Consider the following 14,772-nt stretch of genomic DNA (forward strand, 5'->3'; position numbering starts at 1 on the left):
AAGGACATCCCTAAATATCTACTTCAACACCTTAATCGCCACGTTTTTCAGGATATTGAGGGTTTAATGCAAAATTTGGAGGCCATATTGCCTTTTTTAAACCAAAAAGGATACACCCCCATAGATCTGATGCCAACCAAGGCAAGAACCCCTTTTTACAAGGATATGGATGGAGAATACTGGCGACTTATGACCTATATCCCGGATAGTATTTCTTACAATACTACCAATGATCTCAAGGTTGCCAATGAATCAGGAAGAATACTGGGAATCTTCCATCGATCACTACAAGACGTTCCTGAAAATGCTCTTGTAGAAACCATTCCAGGGTTTCACGACCTGGAAAAGCGAGTGACCGAATTTCATAAGGCCATAAAGAATGCTTCCAAAGATAGATCAGAGAAGGCTAAGAAATGGATCTTATTTGCTGAGTCCACACTGAACAAAATAAGAACAGATCTTCCACAAGAACTACCCTTACGTATTTGCCATAATGATACCAAGCTCAATAATTTCCTATTCTCAAAAAAAACGGGGAAAGCTTTATGCCTGATTGATCTTGATACGGTTATGCCGGGGTATTTTCATTTCGATTTTGGCGACGCCATAAGAACTATTGCAAATCCTTGTCAGGAAGATGAACTAGATCTGAATAAAATTTCTTTTAATCTTAAGATGGCCGATGCATTCCTACAAGGCCTCAAAGAAAGTGGCCTTGAACTTTCCACTGCAGAAAAAAAAGCACTCCCCTATGGAGCGGTGCTAATGCCTTTCTTGCATGGATTACGTGCTTTGACTGATTATTTGAAGAATGATGTCTATTACCAAATACGATATCCTGACCAAAATCTAAACCGGAGTATGAGCCTGTTTACCGTGGCTCAAAAGACGCTAGATCAAAAGGAAGAATTGGCCAATTCCGTTAATAGGATCCTGGAAAACTAAGCTTGTTTATTTAAAGGCTTGAAAGCCCGTAATATCGGCTCCTGTGATCAATAAATGAATATCATGGGTTCCTTCATAGGTTAGTACAGATTCTAAATTCATCATATGGCGCATTATACTGTACTCCCCGGTAATGCCCATTCCTCCTAATACCTGTCTGGCCTCACGGGCAATGTTGATTGCCATTTCCACGTTGTTCCGCTTTGCCATGGAGATCTGTGCCGTAGTGGCTTTTCCTTCATTCTTTAATTGACCCAAACGGAAGGCTAATAATTGTGCTTTGGTGATCTCAGTGATCATCTCAGCAAGTTTTTTCTGTTGCAATTGCGTAGCTTTCCAAATTGAACCCGTTGTTTTGCATAACGAAGGGCCGTATCATAACAATCCATGGCCGCCCCTATAGCACCCCAGGCGATTCCGAAGCGAGCAGAATCTAGACACCCTAAGGGTGCTCCTAAACCACTTTTGCCCGGAAGTATATTCTCCTTCGGGACCTTTACATTGTCAAAAATTAGTTCTCCTGTAGCCGAAGCACGTAAAGACCATTTGCCGTGTGTTTCCGGGGTAGAAAATCCTTCCATACCACGCTCTACGATCAGGCCGTGGATCCGTCCTTCCTCGTTCTTTGCCCATACTACCGCAATGTCTGCAAAAGGAGAATTAGAGATCCAAAGTTTGGCCCCATTCAGTAGAAAATGATCGCCCTTATCTTTAAAATTGGTCACCATTCCACCAGGATTTGATCCGTGATCTGGCTCGGTAAGACCAAAACATCCCATCAATTCACCGGAGGCTAACTTTGGTAAATACTTTTTACGTTGTTCTTCAGTTCCATAGGTAAAAATAGGATACATCACTAAAGAAGACTGCACAGAAGCGGTAGATCGCACGCCACTATCACCCCGTTCTATTTCCTGCATTATAAGTCCATAACTGATCTGATCAAGACCTGCTCCGCCGTATTCTTCAGGAATATAAGGACCAAAAGCCCCTATTTCGGCCAATCCTTTTATAATCTGTTTTGGAAATTCTGCTTTTTGGGCATATTCTTCAATGATGGGGGAAATATCGCGTTTCACCCATTGCCTTGCCGCATCGCGTATTAACAGATGTTCGTCAGTTAGCAAGTCATCTAATTGGTAGTAATCTGGTGCTTCAAAAAGATCGGGCCTCATACTGTATTATTTTTGTCAAAGGTACTTAAAGGGCTAAAACAAATCAATGCTATTAAAGAGATATTCCTTCGTGCTTTTACAAATTTTTAGCCGGGATCCTGGTTCATGAATTGCGCCAGAAGGGAATGAAAATGATGCACTCCTTGTTCTCGTGTAGGTGAAAATCTGCCAGCCTGGTAGTAATGAGATCGTATTCCTTTATGAACCCCTTCCACAACGGCCTCGTCCTCAATTTCCACCTTATCCAGCCCTGTACCGGCTCCTTTATCTAGCTTTGAAGGATCTAACACATAGGTCATAAAGGAGACCTTAGTTCGATTAAGGTCTATAGGTTGCACCAGGTTTACGGAAAGTCCCCAGGGATAGAAATTAAACATCATATTGGGGAACACCCAGAAATAATAGGCTGCAATATCCTTCCCATGATCTATGTGGCCCTCAGGAAGCTCAAAAACATCTTCCGTCCCTTCAGCATATCCTATTTGTACGTTACAATAATCGTAGCGGATGGTTTCGTAATTCCCGTAATCGAGCACCGCATTTAGGTCATCGTGCACAAAAGGAATATGGAAGCCTTCCAGGTAATTATCACAATACAAAGCCCAATGTGCATTGATAAAATAATCCTTGTCTCTTTTAGCGTCGTGAGTGAATTTGTGAAAAGGAAGAAAACCAACTCGTTCGTTCATGATATCGATCACAGCTTGAAAATCGAATACCGCTGACAGCCCTGCAAATAGGAACGGACCCCATTGTTTTAAAGGAAATTCATGAAGGTTATCACACGGCCTTGGAAAATTGGTTGTCTCTTTAAATTCGGGCATATGCTCAAAGTGGCCGTTTAGAGCAAATCTACGTCCGTGATACCCACAGATCATTTTCTTATAGGTACCGGCTTCTTCTATAACCAGATTTCCCCTATGCGTGCAGACATTGCTAAGACAGTGTATCTCTCCTTCTTTATCTTTCGTAAGTACCATAGGCTCTTCCAAAAAGTCTTCAAGAAGGACAAAAGGATGGGCTGAGCCATAAGAATCTACACTATTGACGTCACCGATCCACTGCCACGATCTATAAAAGATCTTGTTCTTTATGTCCTCAAAGATGGCTGGGTCTTTATAAAAACTGCTGGGAAGGGTGCTGGCTTTACTGATCTCCTGGTCGATGTTGAATTTTTTAGCCACTCTTCTTTTAATTTGTACATTTAAATTTATGTAATTCTTGAGGATAATCCACCTTTTATATGAATCTAACCAATGACAAGAATAAACGAGGCATCTGGATAAAATGGAAATACACCAAAGAACAATGAAAGATACGAAAGCACTCACCGCGCATTCCGAATATCTTCCACTTGATTCAATTTTTATAAACCCAGTGACCAATGCCTTTATGGGTGCTGCTAAAATCGCTACCCAATGGAAAGCGTTGAACTACCTCTCATCGCCAGTCTTTAAAACGGCAGTGGAGGAGTATGCCAATTTTAAATCTCTTTTAGGAGAACATCATCCTGATGTTTACTATTTTTCAGAGGACAAATCCCTTTCTTTAGATGCTCTTTATTGCAGGGATGCTTCCATTTCTACAGATCATGGAATGATCTTGTGTAACATGGGAAAAGCAATGCGTTCTTTTGAGCCAAAAGCCCAACGAAAAGTTTACGAAGCGGCAGGTATACCTATTTTAGGGAGTATAGAAGGACGCGGTACATTAGAAGGAGGCGATGTTGCATGGTTAGACACAAATACCCTGGCTGTGGGGCATAGTTACCGCACAAATGAGGCGGGAATTGAACAATTAAAGGGACTCTTAATCCCTTTGGGTATAGATGTACTGGTTGTAGAATTACCTCATTTTAGAGGTCCGACCGATGTTTTCCATCTTATGTCAGTATTGAGTCCGGTAGATTCCAATTTGGCGGTGGTCTATTCACCTTTAATGCCCATTACCTTTAGAAATGAACTTTTGGAAAGGGGGTTTGAACTAATTGAGGTACCGGAAAATGAATTTGATACTTTAGGAAGTAATGTGCTGGCTGTGGCTCCAAGAGATTGTATCATGGTAAAAGGGAATCCAAAAACAGAACAAGCCTTAATGGCCTCTGGATGCAAAGTAACTACCTATTCGGGGCATGAAATCTGTATTAAAGGAGGGGGCGGACCTACCTGCCTTACACGTCCTGTCAAAAGACGACTTTGAGATTACATTTTTAGGTAGAAATCCTTGGTAAGAGCAACATAAGCAGGAGTATACTCATGGCGTTGCTGTTCTATCACCAATACATCATCTTCTACCACACTTTTATGGAATGAAAATGATAGCAAACTGCGCTTTATATCAGCATTCTCAGTGCCCTTTACACGGGTTACCTTTTGTAAGTGCAAGCCTACTTCCTCCGCCAAATTCACAAATAATATTTCTTCCTTAAAAGGGATGACTGTGGCAAAAATCCCATTTGGAGATAATAATGTGCATACGCTCTTCACTAATTCTTTAAAAGGTAAAGCACTAGATTGCCTGGCCATATCCCTGGGTCTATCCCCGCTAGTAACTTCTTCATTATAGAATGGAGGGTTAGAAACAATAAGATCATACGGGTCTTCTACTTCTTCAACAAATATTTTTAGTGAAGCGTGATAACAGAAAAGTCGATCTGCCCAGGGAGAAGCCTCAAAATTCTCAACGCACTGTTCATAGGCATTTGGTTCAATTTCCAGGGCATCTATCTCCTGGGCGTTGCTTCTTTGTGCCAGCATAAGTGCAATAATGCCAGTACCACTGCCAATATCCAAAATACTATGTGGAGCAGAATCTAAGGGAGCCCAGGCACCTAATAACACTCCATCTGTTCCTATTTTCATAGCGCACCTATCCTGATGTACTGCAAATTGTTTGAATTGGAAGGGTGTTTCCAAGGAGTAGAATTATGTGGTTCTGAAATTGAATTACTATTCGATATCCAAATACAGGGATACGAGACCTTCCGGTGCCGTAATATGTATAGTTTTATTAGGACGGTCTATGCGGGAAATGATCTCATCATTGATGGGGATCAGTAATTGATTTCCTTCCTTTTCAGCTTCAAAAAGTGCTTGCGCAGCCGAATCATTAACACCTGTAATGACTCCAATATTTCCATACACGCTATCCATAAGGGTAAAACCTATTACCTCATGATAATAGAATTGAGTACCACTAAGTTTGGGGAGCAATTCCATCGGCAAATAGAGCTCAGAACCTAAGATTCGATCCGCATCGGACTCGTCCTTTATCTCTTCAAAGCGTACCCTCAATAAGGAAGATCTGTGTAACGAACTACTTTCAATAAAAAATGGAACCAGATTATTCCCTAATGAAATAAATACTGATTCCAAATTTTCGTATTGCTCTGGTTCATCGGTGTCTAGTTTGATCAGCACCTCCCCTTTAAAGCTATATTTTGAAACGATCTTGCCCAGGTAGAAACAATCTTCCTTACGCATCAATCGGTTTCCCATTACTTTTTATCTGCGGCAGGTTTGGCTTCCTCAGCAGGGGTATCTTCTGCGGCCGGAGTTTCTTTGGCAGCAGCTTCGGGAGCAGCTTTTTCTGCGACAACTTCTGGAGTTTCCTCGACAGCAGCTTCAGGAGCAGCTTCTTCTGCCACAACTTCCGGAGCTGTTTCAGCTGCAGCTTCTTCTTTTGCCGGAGCTTCAACCGCCTCTTCAACTTGTGCTACAGATTCTTCTTGCGCAGGAGCTGTTTCCTGGGCAGCTACTTCTTCTTCGGCGGGTACAGCCTCCGAAGTTTCCGGTAATTCAGCTTCTGCTATAGCCTGAGCTCTCTTCTCGGCTACTTCTTTTTCTGCCTCAAGTGCTTTCTTTCTTTCTTCTTGCTGTGCTTTGCTTAGATTTTCTTCTTTCTTAGCAACTGATTTTTCTTTCTCTGCTACCCAGGCTTGAAATTTTTCTTCTGCTTGTTCCTCAGTAAGGGCACCTTTTCGTACACCTCCCAATAAGTGATGTTTTAATAAAACACCTTTATAAGATAAAATGCGTTTTGCGGTTTCAGAAGGCTGTGCTCCATTATTTAACCACTCTACAGATTCATCCACCTTCACCTCAATAGTGGCAGGGTTGGTATTAGGATTGTAGATCCCTAATTTTTCAAGAAATTTTCCGTCTCGTTTCGCACGGCCATCAGCAGCAACAATCCAATAAAATGGTTTACCTTTTTTTCCGTGTCTTTGAAGTCTAATTCTAACTGGCATATCACATTAATTTTGCAGGGTTCCCGACCCTCGGTTATTAATTCTTTATTTTCTCTATTTTATAAGAGGGTGCAAATATACACTTTCTATTTAATTTACCATAAAATTGCCTTTTAGATTTAAGGTGCAGATTATAGCTAAATATGCCTTAACACTTTTTAAGAATTATCGTTAAAAAGCTGCTAAAGTCCCCTATTTACTTGATTTTGCGTGATATTCTTATATCTTATATAAAGCTGTTGAAAGTCAACAGTACATAATTAAAAATGAAGATAGATTAATGAAGTACACTGAAAAAATTTCAAACAAGTTAAATGATTTACTAATTCTTACCTACGACGCAAAGCGTGGATATAATCTGGCGGCGGAGAAAGTTGAAAATCCGGCCATTAAAAAGTTCCTGAAGGATAAAGCTAATCAGCGCTACAATTTCGGACATGAATTAAAATCCGAGATTATAGAATATGGCAAATTGCCAGAGGATAGCGGTAGCATCAAAGGAGATTTTCACAGAGCCTGGATGAACTTTATCACAACCATAAGTCCGAATGAAACCGAACGAATGTTAGAAGAGGTAGAACGAGGAGAGGAAAAAATCTTAAAGTCATACAATGATATATTGGATAACAAAGAATGGATCTTGCCAAGCTCAACCAGTGACTTACTCTTTAAACAAAGAGAGGCCATAAGGTCCGCATTGGAAACCTCCAAAATGTATGAAGAAATAGTCTCCTAAAACACAGAACAATTGAGTAAAAAAAATCCGGAGTTATCCGGATTTTTTTATGGTTGATAACTCCTAAAAACTCGGCTTTCTAAACCAGGCGTAAATCCATAATTTTAACCCTTATCTTTCTATCCTAAAAAAGTTCTATGTACCTGATCTTTGATACCGAAACCACCGGATTACCAAAACGCTGGAATGCCCCTGTTACAGCCGTAGACAACTGGCCTCGTTGTGTTCAGTTGGCGTGGCAGTTGCATGATAGGATGGGGAATCTTATAGAACAGCAAGACTTTCTAATTCAACCTGAAGGATATGACATCCCCTACGATGCGGAACAGATTCATGGAATTTCCACTGAATTGGCAACGAATGATGGAATTCCTCTGGAAGAAGCATTAAATCTCTTTAAAGAAGTACTTGATAGGACACAGTTTCTGGTAGGTCAGAATGTAGGTTTTGATATTAATATCATGGGCGCAGAATTCTACCGTTCAGGAGTTGAAAATTCCCTGGCAAATTTACCTGTGTTGGATACCTGTACTGAAGATACTGCACTCCTATGTCAAATTCCCGGAGGAAGGGGTGGTAAATTTAAACTCCCAACCTTAACAGAACTTCATGAATTCCTTTTTAATGAACCTTTTTCAGAAGCCCACAACGCCGCGGCAGATGTGGAGGCAACATGCCGGTGTTTCTTTGAATTAGTGAGGAGAAGGTCATTCACAAGAGAAGAATTAAAAGTACAACCCGATTATTTTGAGGAATTTACCAAGCTCCATCCAACAGAGATAGCGCTGCTGGGCTTAACTCACCGTAATCTGAAGGAAGCTTCCGCAGCATTAAAATTAAAACATGCAGGAAAAACACCAGAGATCTCTAAGGAAGAGATCAAAGCCAATATTGAGAGTTTAGAGGATACCACTTTTGTCCACCTCCACAACCATTCTCAATTTTCGGTATTACAATCTACTATCAAGATAAGGGACCTTATAGCTTCCACTGCAGAATATAATATGCCTGCAGTAGCTCTGACAGATCACGCCAATATGATGGGTGCCTTTCATTTTGTGAAGGAAGTAAAGGCGCATAATGCCGGGTTAAAAAGTAGGAAAGCAAAAGCAGAGGCGAATGGCGAGGATTTTAGTCAGCAAGAGATCTTACCTATACTAGGCTGCGAATTCTTCGTATGTGAGGATCACCTCAACAAAAATCAGAAAGATTACGGGTATCAGATGGTGTTATTGGCCAAGAACAAGAACGGGTATCACAACCTGGCTAAAATGGCTTCTCTGGCCTATACTGAAGGGTTTTATTACGTTCCCAGAATAGATAAAACCATTGTTGAAAAGTATAAAGAAGACCTTATAGTTCTCACGGGAAATCTCTACGGTGAAATTGCCTCCAAGATCCTAAATCTAGGCGAAAAGCAAGCTGAAGAGGCCTTGGTTTGGTGGCACAATTTATTCGGAGAGGATCTGTACGTAGAGTTGATGCGGCATAATCAGGACGATGAGAACAGGGCAAACCCCGTTTTAATAACTATGGCCCAAAAACACGGGATTAAATTAGTGGCCAGTAATAATACCTACTATTGCAAAAAAGAGGATGCGGAGGCACACGACATTCTCCTTTGTGTAAAAGATGGCGAAAAGCAAGCCACTCCCATAGGGCGAGGAAGGGGGTACCGTTATGGCCTCCCTAATCAGGAGTATTACTTTAAATCACCGGAGGAAATGAAGGCTTTATTTCAGGATGTTCCTGAGGCTATTTTAAATCTTCAGGAGATAGTAGATAAAATAGAACCCTATGATCTTGCACGGGAAGTACTACTTCCAAAGTTTGAGATCCCGGAAGAATTTTTGGTATCTGAAGATGAAGAAGATGGAGGTAAACGGGGAGAAAATGCCTATTTAAGGCATATCACTTATTTAGGTGCCGAGAAGCGGTATTCAGATTTAACCCCTGAAATAAAGGAGCGAATAGACTTTGAATTGCAAACCATTGAAAATTCGGGATATCCGGGTTATTTTTTGATCGTTGAAGATTTTATTCGGGAAGCACGAAATATGGAGGTGTCTGTGGGTCCAGGCCGAGGTTCAGCAGCCGGCTCTGTTGTGGCCTATTGTTTAAAGATCACCAACATAGACCCTTTAAAATACAATTTGCTTTTTGAGCGATTCCTTAATCCGGACAGGGTTTCAATGCCCGATATTGATATCGATTTTGATGATGAAGGGCGAGGGAAGGTCATGGATTATGTGATCAATAAATACGGAGCCAATCAGGTAGCACAAATAGTAACCTATGGTACTATGGCGGCCAAATCCTCTATCCGCGATACGGCAAGGGTATTGGATCTGCCGTTACCAGATGCAGATCGTATTGCCAAACTTATTCCTACCATGTCCAAGCTCAATAAGATCTTTGCCGTTCCAGAAGCGGATCTACGCAAGAAATTCAGGTCGGATGATCTCGAAAAAGTAAATCAACTATTGAATATTTCGGAAGGGGATGATCTTGAGGCCCAAACTGTGAACATGGCAAGGGTATTGGAAGGCTCTTTGAGAAATACAGGTATCCATGCTTGCGGGGTGATCATTACCCCGGATGACATTACCAATTTTGTTCCTGTAGCCACGGCCAAGGATTCTGACCTATACGTAACTCAGTTCGATAATTCGGTCGTAGAAAGTGCGGGCTTATTAAAAATGGATTTTCTGGGTCTTAAAACTCTCACGCTAATAAAGGATACGGTAAAGATTGTCCGGGCCATACACGGAATTGAATTGGTGCCGGACGATTTTCCGTTGGATGACACCACCACTTATGAGCTCTTTCAAAGAGGCGATACCGTTGGGATATTCCAGTATGAATCCCCGGGGATGCAAAAACACCTAAAGGAACTTAAACCTTCGGTTTTTGATGATCTTATTGCCATGAATGCCCTGTACAGGCCGGGTCCCATGGAATACATCCCCAGTTTTATTGAACGGAAACACGGGCGGGAGGAGATCTCCTATGACGTTCCTGAAATGGAAGAATTCCTGAAAGACACTTATGGTATTACGGTATACCAGGAGCAGGTAATGCTTCTGTCCCAAAAATTGGCAGGATTCTCCAAAGGTGAAGCAGATATTCTTAGAAAGGCAATGGGGAAAAAGATCTTTTCACTGCTAGAGAAGTTAAAGCCACAATTTCTCGATGGAGGTGAAAAGAATGGACATCCACGGGAGGTACTCGAGAAAATATGGAAAGACTGGGAGGCATTTGCTTCCTACGCCTTTAACAAGAGTCACTCCACTTGCTACGCCTACATCGCGTACCAGACCGCCTATCTGAAAGCCCACTACCCTGCGGAATATATGGCAGCTGTGTTGTCTAACAACATGAACGACATTAAGCAGGTCACCTTTTTTATGGAAGAGTGCAAGCGCATGGGATTGGAAGTGCTGGGGCCCGATGTTAATGAATCTTATTATAAATTTGCCGTCAACAAAGAAGGCGCAGTGCGCTTTGGAATGGGTGCCATTAAAGGAGTTGGCCGTTCTGCTGTGGAGACCATTGTAGAAGAACGAAAGGAAAATGGTCCTTTTAGGTCTGTCTTTGATCTGGCTAAACGCATAGATCTGCGGGCTGCCAATAAAAAAGCCTTTGAGAACCTGGCCCTCGCAGGAGGATTCGATTCATTTGGCAATACCCATAGAGCCCAGTACTTTCATTTAGAGGGGGAAGGCGTAACCTTCCTGGAAAAAGTGATTCGATACGGTGCCAAGTTTCAGGAAAATGAGAATTCATCACAGGTAAGTCTCTTTGGTGATGCCAGTGAGGTACAGATCCCGGAGCCTGTTGTGCCGCCTTGCGAAGAGTGGGGAACCATGGAGAAATTGAGACGAGAGAAGGAGGTTGTGGGCATTTATATTTCAGGGCATCCATTGGATGATTTTAGAGCTGAGATCCAAGCATTTGCCAATGCGAACGTTTCCTTTTTTCATAACCTCAATGATCAGCTCAACAGGGATCTTTCTTTCGCGGGTGTTATAACAGATGTGCAGCATCGTGTCTCAAGAAATGGGAAAGGCTGGGCTTCGTTTACCCTGGAAGACTACACAGACACTTTTGAATTCAGGCTCTTTGGGGAAGAGTATTTAAAATTCAGGCATTTTCTGATGATCAATTCTTTTGTCTTTATAAAGGTATTTGTAAGGGAAGGCTGGGTAAATCGCGAAACCGGAAAGAAAGGAGATCCCAGATTACAGTATAGCCAGTTTATGCTCTTACAGGAGGTAATGGAGAATTATGCTAAAAAACTCACCATTAAACTCAATATTGATAAACTCAGGGAAGACCATATTAAGGATCTTAAAGACACCTTAAGATCGCATAAGGGGAAACACCCATTGCAATTTACGGTCTATGAGATGGAAGACGAGATTAAGGTGACCCTTTCCAGCAGAAAGCAAAAGGTGCAAATAAGCAGCGAGTTGCTTGCAACCTTGGAAAATAAAGAAGTTCATTACAAACTCAACTAATAGCCTGGCCTGATATCGTCATAGGTAAAACGAATATGTTCCTTGTAATGAAAAAGGTAATTAATTGACTAAATTTGCATAATTGTAAAAAAGTAAAACATGGCATTAGAAATAACAGATGCTACTTTTGACGAGGTAGTTTTAAAAAGTGATAAACCAGTAGTAGTCGACTTTTGGGCCGCCTGGTGTGGTCCTTGCAGAATGGTAGGTCCTATCATTGATGAGGTTAGCACTGAATATGAAGGAAAAGCTGTTGTAGGCAAAGTAGATGTGGATAGCAATCAGGAATTTGCAGCTAAATATGGCGTTCGTAATATTCCAACGGTATTGGTATTCAAGAACGGAGAGATCGTAAACAGACAAGTAGGGGTTTCCCCAAAAAAGGTATACACAGATGCGATAGACGCTGCATTGTAAATATCTTTTAAATCATATAGGAAAAGGCTCGGAGAAATCCGGGCCTTTTTTTGATTTTTACGGTGACTCCCTTCATGAGAAATTCAATAATATTTGCTTACATATCCGTATCTTAGAGGTGTGAAAATACATAGCGAACTTCAGAAGGGAAAACTCTTCCAAAACTTGGAACTTCTTGCAAAACAGGTAGTGGAGGGGTTTATCAGTGGTATTCACAAAAGTCCATTTCACGGTTTTTCCGCGGAATTTGCTGAACATAAGATCTACAACACCGGGGAGAGCACAAAGCACATAGATTGGAAACTATTTGGCAAAACAGACAAGCTCTATACAAAGCGTTATGAGGAGGAAACCAATCTGAGGTGCCATATGATATTGGACAATTCTGCTTCTATGTACTACCCGGAACGAAAAGAATTAACGATAGACAATCTGAATAAGATCGGCTTTGGGGTATTGGCCATTGCAGCCTTGATGAACATTCTGAAAAAACAACGGGATGCAGTGGGTTTAAGCATCTTTGCTGATACTTACAGTCATTATTCGCCGGAGAAAGGAAGTGAACGCCACCATCAAATGTTATTGGCAAAGCTTAATGAGGTGAGTTTAGAAAAAAAACCGGAAACAGATACCAGGACCTATACCTTTATTCATCAGATCGCCGAAAAACTCAAAAGACGTAGTCTTATCTTTCTTTTTACGGATATGTTTCAAAACAATGAGGAAGACGATTCATTAATTGATGCCCTGCGCCATTTGAAGTATAATAAGCATGAGGTTGTGATCTTTCATTTATTGGATACTGAAACGGAAGTAGCTTTTAACTTTGAGAATACTCCCAAACGATTTATGGATGTTGAAACTGGTTCTTATATAGACGTATATGCCGATACCATTAAGGAAGCATATGAGAAAGAAGTTGCTTCTTTTATTTCGAAATTAAAACTGACCTGCGCCAAATACAAGATCAAATATGTAGAGGTTGATGTACAGGATGATTTTTCCAAGGTACTTAATACGTTTATGATAGAAAGGCAGGCATTTGGTTAGTCCCATTTTATTTTAAAAAATTAGTTTGTGTAATTCAATAAGCAGCGTATATTTGCATCCGCTAACGCACCTCACAGGTGCTTCGGTGAACAAGTTTACTTTTTAGAAGTAATTGTAACAAGATTTTAATCTGACTGTTGTCAGAGTTCGTTAAAAGCGAGCAAAATCATTGGTCTGGTAGTTCAGTTGGTTAGAATACCTGCCTGTCACGCAGGGGGTCGCGGGTTCGAGTCCCGTCCAGACCGCAGAGAAGCAGAGCCCTTCGCACGAAAGTGCGGAGGGTTTTTTCATTCCGTAGCCCTTGAGCTTGCTCATATGGGCGAAGGAATGGAAAAATACTTCGCCTGCGTAGCAGGGAGAAGGGCTCGGGCACGCTTCTCTGCAGGACCACCCTCTTGGGCCGCTTCCGAAGTGAAATGAAGGAAGCAATCCCGTGATAATCTTGATTCAAAAGAATGGAATAAAGATCCGGAGCTAACGCAGTTAGCCGGACTTTGCTTTTGCAGGGCCAACCCAATAGCTATAGTGACCGATTTCCGATCTGTGTGAGGAAACATGCTTTATGCATAACACCTAACCCAATTGTAAGCATCTAATAATCAACCCATTACCTTTCCTTGTGTTTTTATGCTTTGATAAATAAATGAATACATTGGGAAGTTAAAATCATTCATTCATCCTTTTTTTTATTTTAATATTAATTGAATAACGTATTTTCAAAGCCCTATTTCCGCTATCGGCACTAGTATTTTATTCCGATTCTCCCCCATAAATTATAGAGCTTATTAGATATGTCTGGTTATGAACATATAACCAACATTAATTTGTTTATGTATAAATGAACCTGTTCTATCGTACATATGGCTTCCTTATACTTGTCTTGTTAATAGATATGAATCTTATTATAGCTCAGGAACCAAATATAGCAGCTTATAACCGACACCGCACTGGTCTTAACATAGGCTATGGTAACCAAAAAATTGCAGGTTTTGAAATAGACTCTGAGCACGATTATGAAGTACTATTAATTCAAGCACAATACAACTACAGACTGGCGCAAAAAAAATTTGGTGCCCTAGACCTTCTAATACTGCCTCAATACAATGTCACCAAATACAAATTAACCATGGATCTACCAAAAAACTATGGATACGAATTTGGAGTAAGTGCCGGACTTCAACTAAGCAATAAAATAATACACAACAAGATGGATGGGTATCTCATGATTGCTTTTGGCCCTCATTTTGTTTCCGGGGTCCCCGATCGGCAAGCAGAAGGTTTTATCTTTTCCGATACTATTGCTGTTGGTTTACTTTTAAAACTGATGGATACCATTTTCATCAATGTGAAAGTGGCAATGAGACATATGAGCAATGCCGGATTTAAGGAAAAGAATGCCGGGGTCAATAATCTTATTTTTAGCAGCGGAATCCTGGTGAATATTCAGAAAAAAAAGTCCGTCCTTGTACGCAATTCTTTTAATTACACGTTTTAAAATGATTATATAAAAAACTACATAAACTCCAATTAATCAATAACAAGATACTGAACAATAAACCCACTTATCTGCTCCTGCAGGTCTAGTATATCTGCTTCACTCCAATCATCTCCATGCCCTCCTTCATAAATAGTATAACTATGCTCTATTTCAAAAGAAGTCAAAGCCGCATCCAGGGCATT

At 41.0% G+C, this 14,772-nt stretch carries 12 protein-coding genes, 1 tRNA gene and 1 pseudogene; 8 read left to right on the plus strand and 6 right to left on the minus strand.

The genetic code is table 11. The annotated features are described in order from the left end of the window. On the plus strand, positions 1 to 945 hold a 945-nt coding region (locus tag Q0X72_RS10165; RefSeq protein ID WP_297764832.1), incomplete at its 5' end, for an aminoglycoside phosphotransferase family protein. A 6-nt stretch (positions 946 to 951) separates the two neighbouring features. Here Q0X72_RS10165 and Q0X72_RS10170 read toward each other — a convergent pair. Together Q0X72_RS10170 and Q0X72_RS10175 are read right to left on the minus strand one after the other, a co-directional pair. Beyond that, positions 952 to 2,120, minus strand: a pseudogene (locus Q0X72_RS10170) (acyl-CoA dehydrogenase family protein). 86 nt (positions 2,121 to 2,206) lie between these two features. Next, positions 2,207 to 3,304, minus strand: a complete 1,098-nt coding sequence (locus tag Q0X72_RS10175) for an aromatic ring-hydroxylating dioxygenase subunit alpha (RefSeq protein WP_297764836.1) — start codon at positions 3,302 to 3,304, stop codon at positions 2,207 to 2,209. Between the two features lie 124 nt (positions 3,305 to 3,428). On the opposite strand from Q0X72_RS10175, the gene Q0X72_RS10180 reads away from it, so the two are divergent. Further along, positions 3,429 to 4,319, plus strand: coding sequence for a dimethylarginine dimethylaminohydrolase family protein (locus Q0X72_RS10180; protein ID WP_297764838.1), 891 nt, complete (start codon positions 3,429 to 3,431; stop codon positions 4,317 to 4,319). A 2-nt stretch (positions 4,320 to 4,321) separates the two neighbouring features. Here Q0X72_RS10180 and Q0X72_RS10185 read toward each other — a convergent pair whose 3' ends face one another. From Q0X72_RS10185 to Q0X72_RS10195, 3 genes are read right to left on the minus strand one after another with little or no spacing between them, the layout of a single operon-like run. Beyond that, complete coding sequence (locus tag Q0X72_RS10185; RefSeq protein WP_297764841.1) at positions 4,322 to 5,035, minus strand: methyltransferase; 714 nt, start codon at positions 5,033 to 5,035, stop codon at positions 4,322 to 4,324. 33 nt (positions 5,036 to 5,068) lie between these two features. Next, positions 5,069 to 5,602, minus strand: a complete 534-nt coding sequence (gene rimM, locus Q0X72_RS10190) for a ribosome maturation factor RimM (RefSeq protein WP_297764857.1) — start codon at positions 5,600 to 5,602, stop codon at positions 5,069 to 5,071. Between the two features lie 14 nt (positions 5,603 to 5,616). Continuing rightward, positions 5,617 to 6,369 carry a 30S ribosomal protein S16 gene (locus Q0X72_RS10195; protein ID WP_367180448.1) on the minus strand — a complete coding sequence of 251 codons (753 nt, stop codon included), beginning with the start codon at positions 6,367 to 6,369 and terminating at the stop codon, positions 5,617 to 5,619. 280 nt (positions 6,370 to 6,649) lie between these two features. Between Q0X72_RS10195 and Q0X72_RS10200 the strand changes: the two genes are divergently transcribed. From Q0X72_RS10200 to Q0X72_RS10220, 5 genes are all read left to right on the plus strand, one after another. Further along, positions 6,650 to 7,105, plus strand: a complete 456-nt coding sequence (locus tag Q0X72_RS10200; RefSeq protein ID WP_297764844.1) for a PA2169 family four-helix-bundle protein — start codon at positions 6,650 to 6,652, stop codon at positions 7,103 to 7,105. A gap of 137 nt (positions 7,106 to 7,242) precedes the next feature. Beyond that, positions 7,243 to 11,625, plus strand: a complete 4,383-nt coding sequence (dnaE, locus tag Q0X72_RS10205; protein WP_297764846.1) for a DNA polymerase III subunit alpha — start codon at positions 7,243 to 7,245, stop codon at positions 11,623 to 11,625. A gap of 99 nt (positions 11,626 to 11,724) precedes the next feature. Further along, complete coding sequence (gene trxA / locus Q0X72_RS10210; RefSeq protein ID WP_297764848.1) at positions 11,725 to 12,042, plus strand: thioredoxin; 318 nt, start codon at positions 11,725 to 11,727, stop codon at positions 12,040 to 12,042. Between the two features lie 120 nt (positions 12,043 to 12,162). Continuing rightward, on the plus strand, positions 12,163 to 13,092 hold the full coding sequence (locus tag Q0X72_RS10215; RefSeq protein ID WP_297764850.1) for a DUF58 domain-containing protein: 930 nt from the start codon (positions 12,163 to 12,165) through the stop codon (positions 13,090 to 13,092). Between the two features lie 171 nt (positions 13,093 to 13,263). Beyond that, positions 13,264 to 13,337: transfer RNA gene (locus Q0X72_RS10220), tRNA-Asp, on the plus strand. 66 nt (positions 13,338 to 13,403) lie between these two features. On the opposite strand, the gene Q0X72_RS10225 is transcribed toward Q0X72_RS10220, so the two are convergent. Further along, positions 13,404 to 13,649: a hypothetical protein gene (locus tag Q0X72_RS10225; protein ID WP_297764852.1), complete on the minus strand. Its 246-nt coding sequence runs from the start codon at positions 13,647 to 13,649 to the stop codon at positions 13,404 to 13,406. Positions 13,650 to 13,984: 335 nt separating this feature from the next. Here Q0X72_RS10225 and Q0X72_RS10230 point away from each other — a divergent pair, with 335 nt between their 5' ends. Then, positions 13,985 to 14,587: an acyloxyacyl hydrolase gene (locus Q0X72_RS10230; protein WP_297764854.1), complete on the plus strand. Its 603-nt coding sequence runs from the start codon at positions 13,985 to 13,987 to the stop codon at positions 14,585 to 14,587. The last annotated feature ends 185 nt before the right edge of the window (positions 14,588 to 14,772 follow it).

The sequence above is a fragment of the uncultured Muriicola sp. genome, assembly GCF_947258935.1.
GTDB lineage: Bacteria > Bacteroidota > Bacteroidia > Flavobacteriales > Flavobacteriaceae > Muriicola.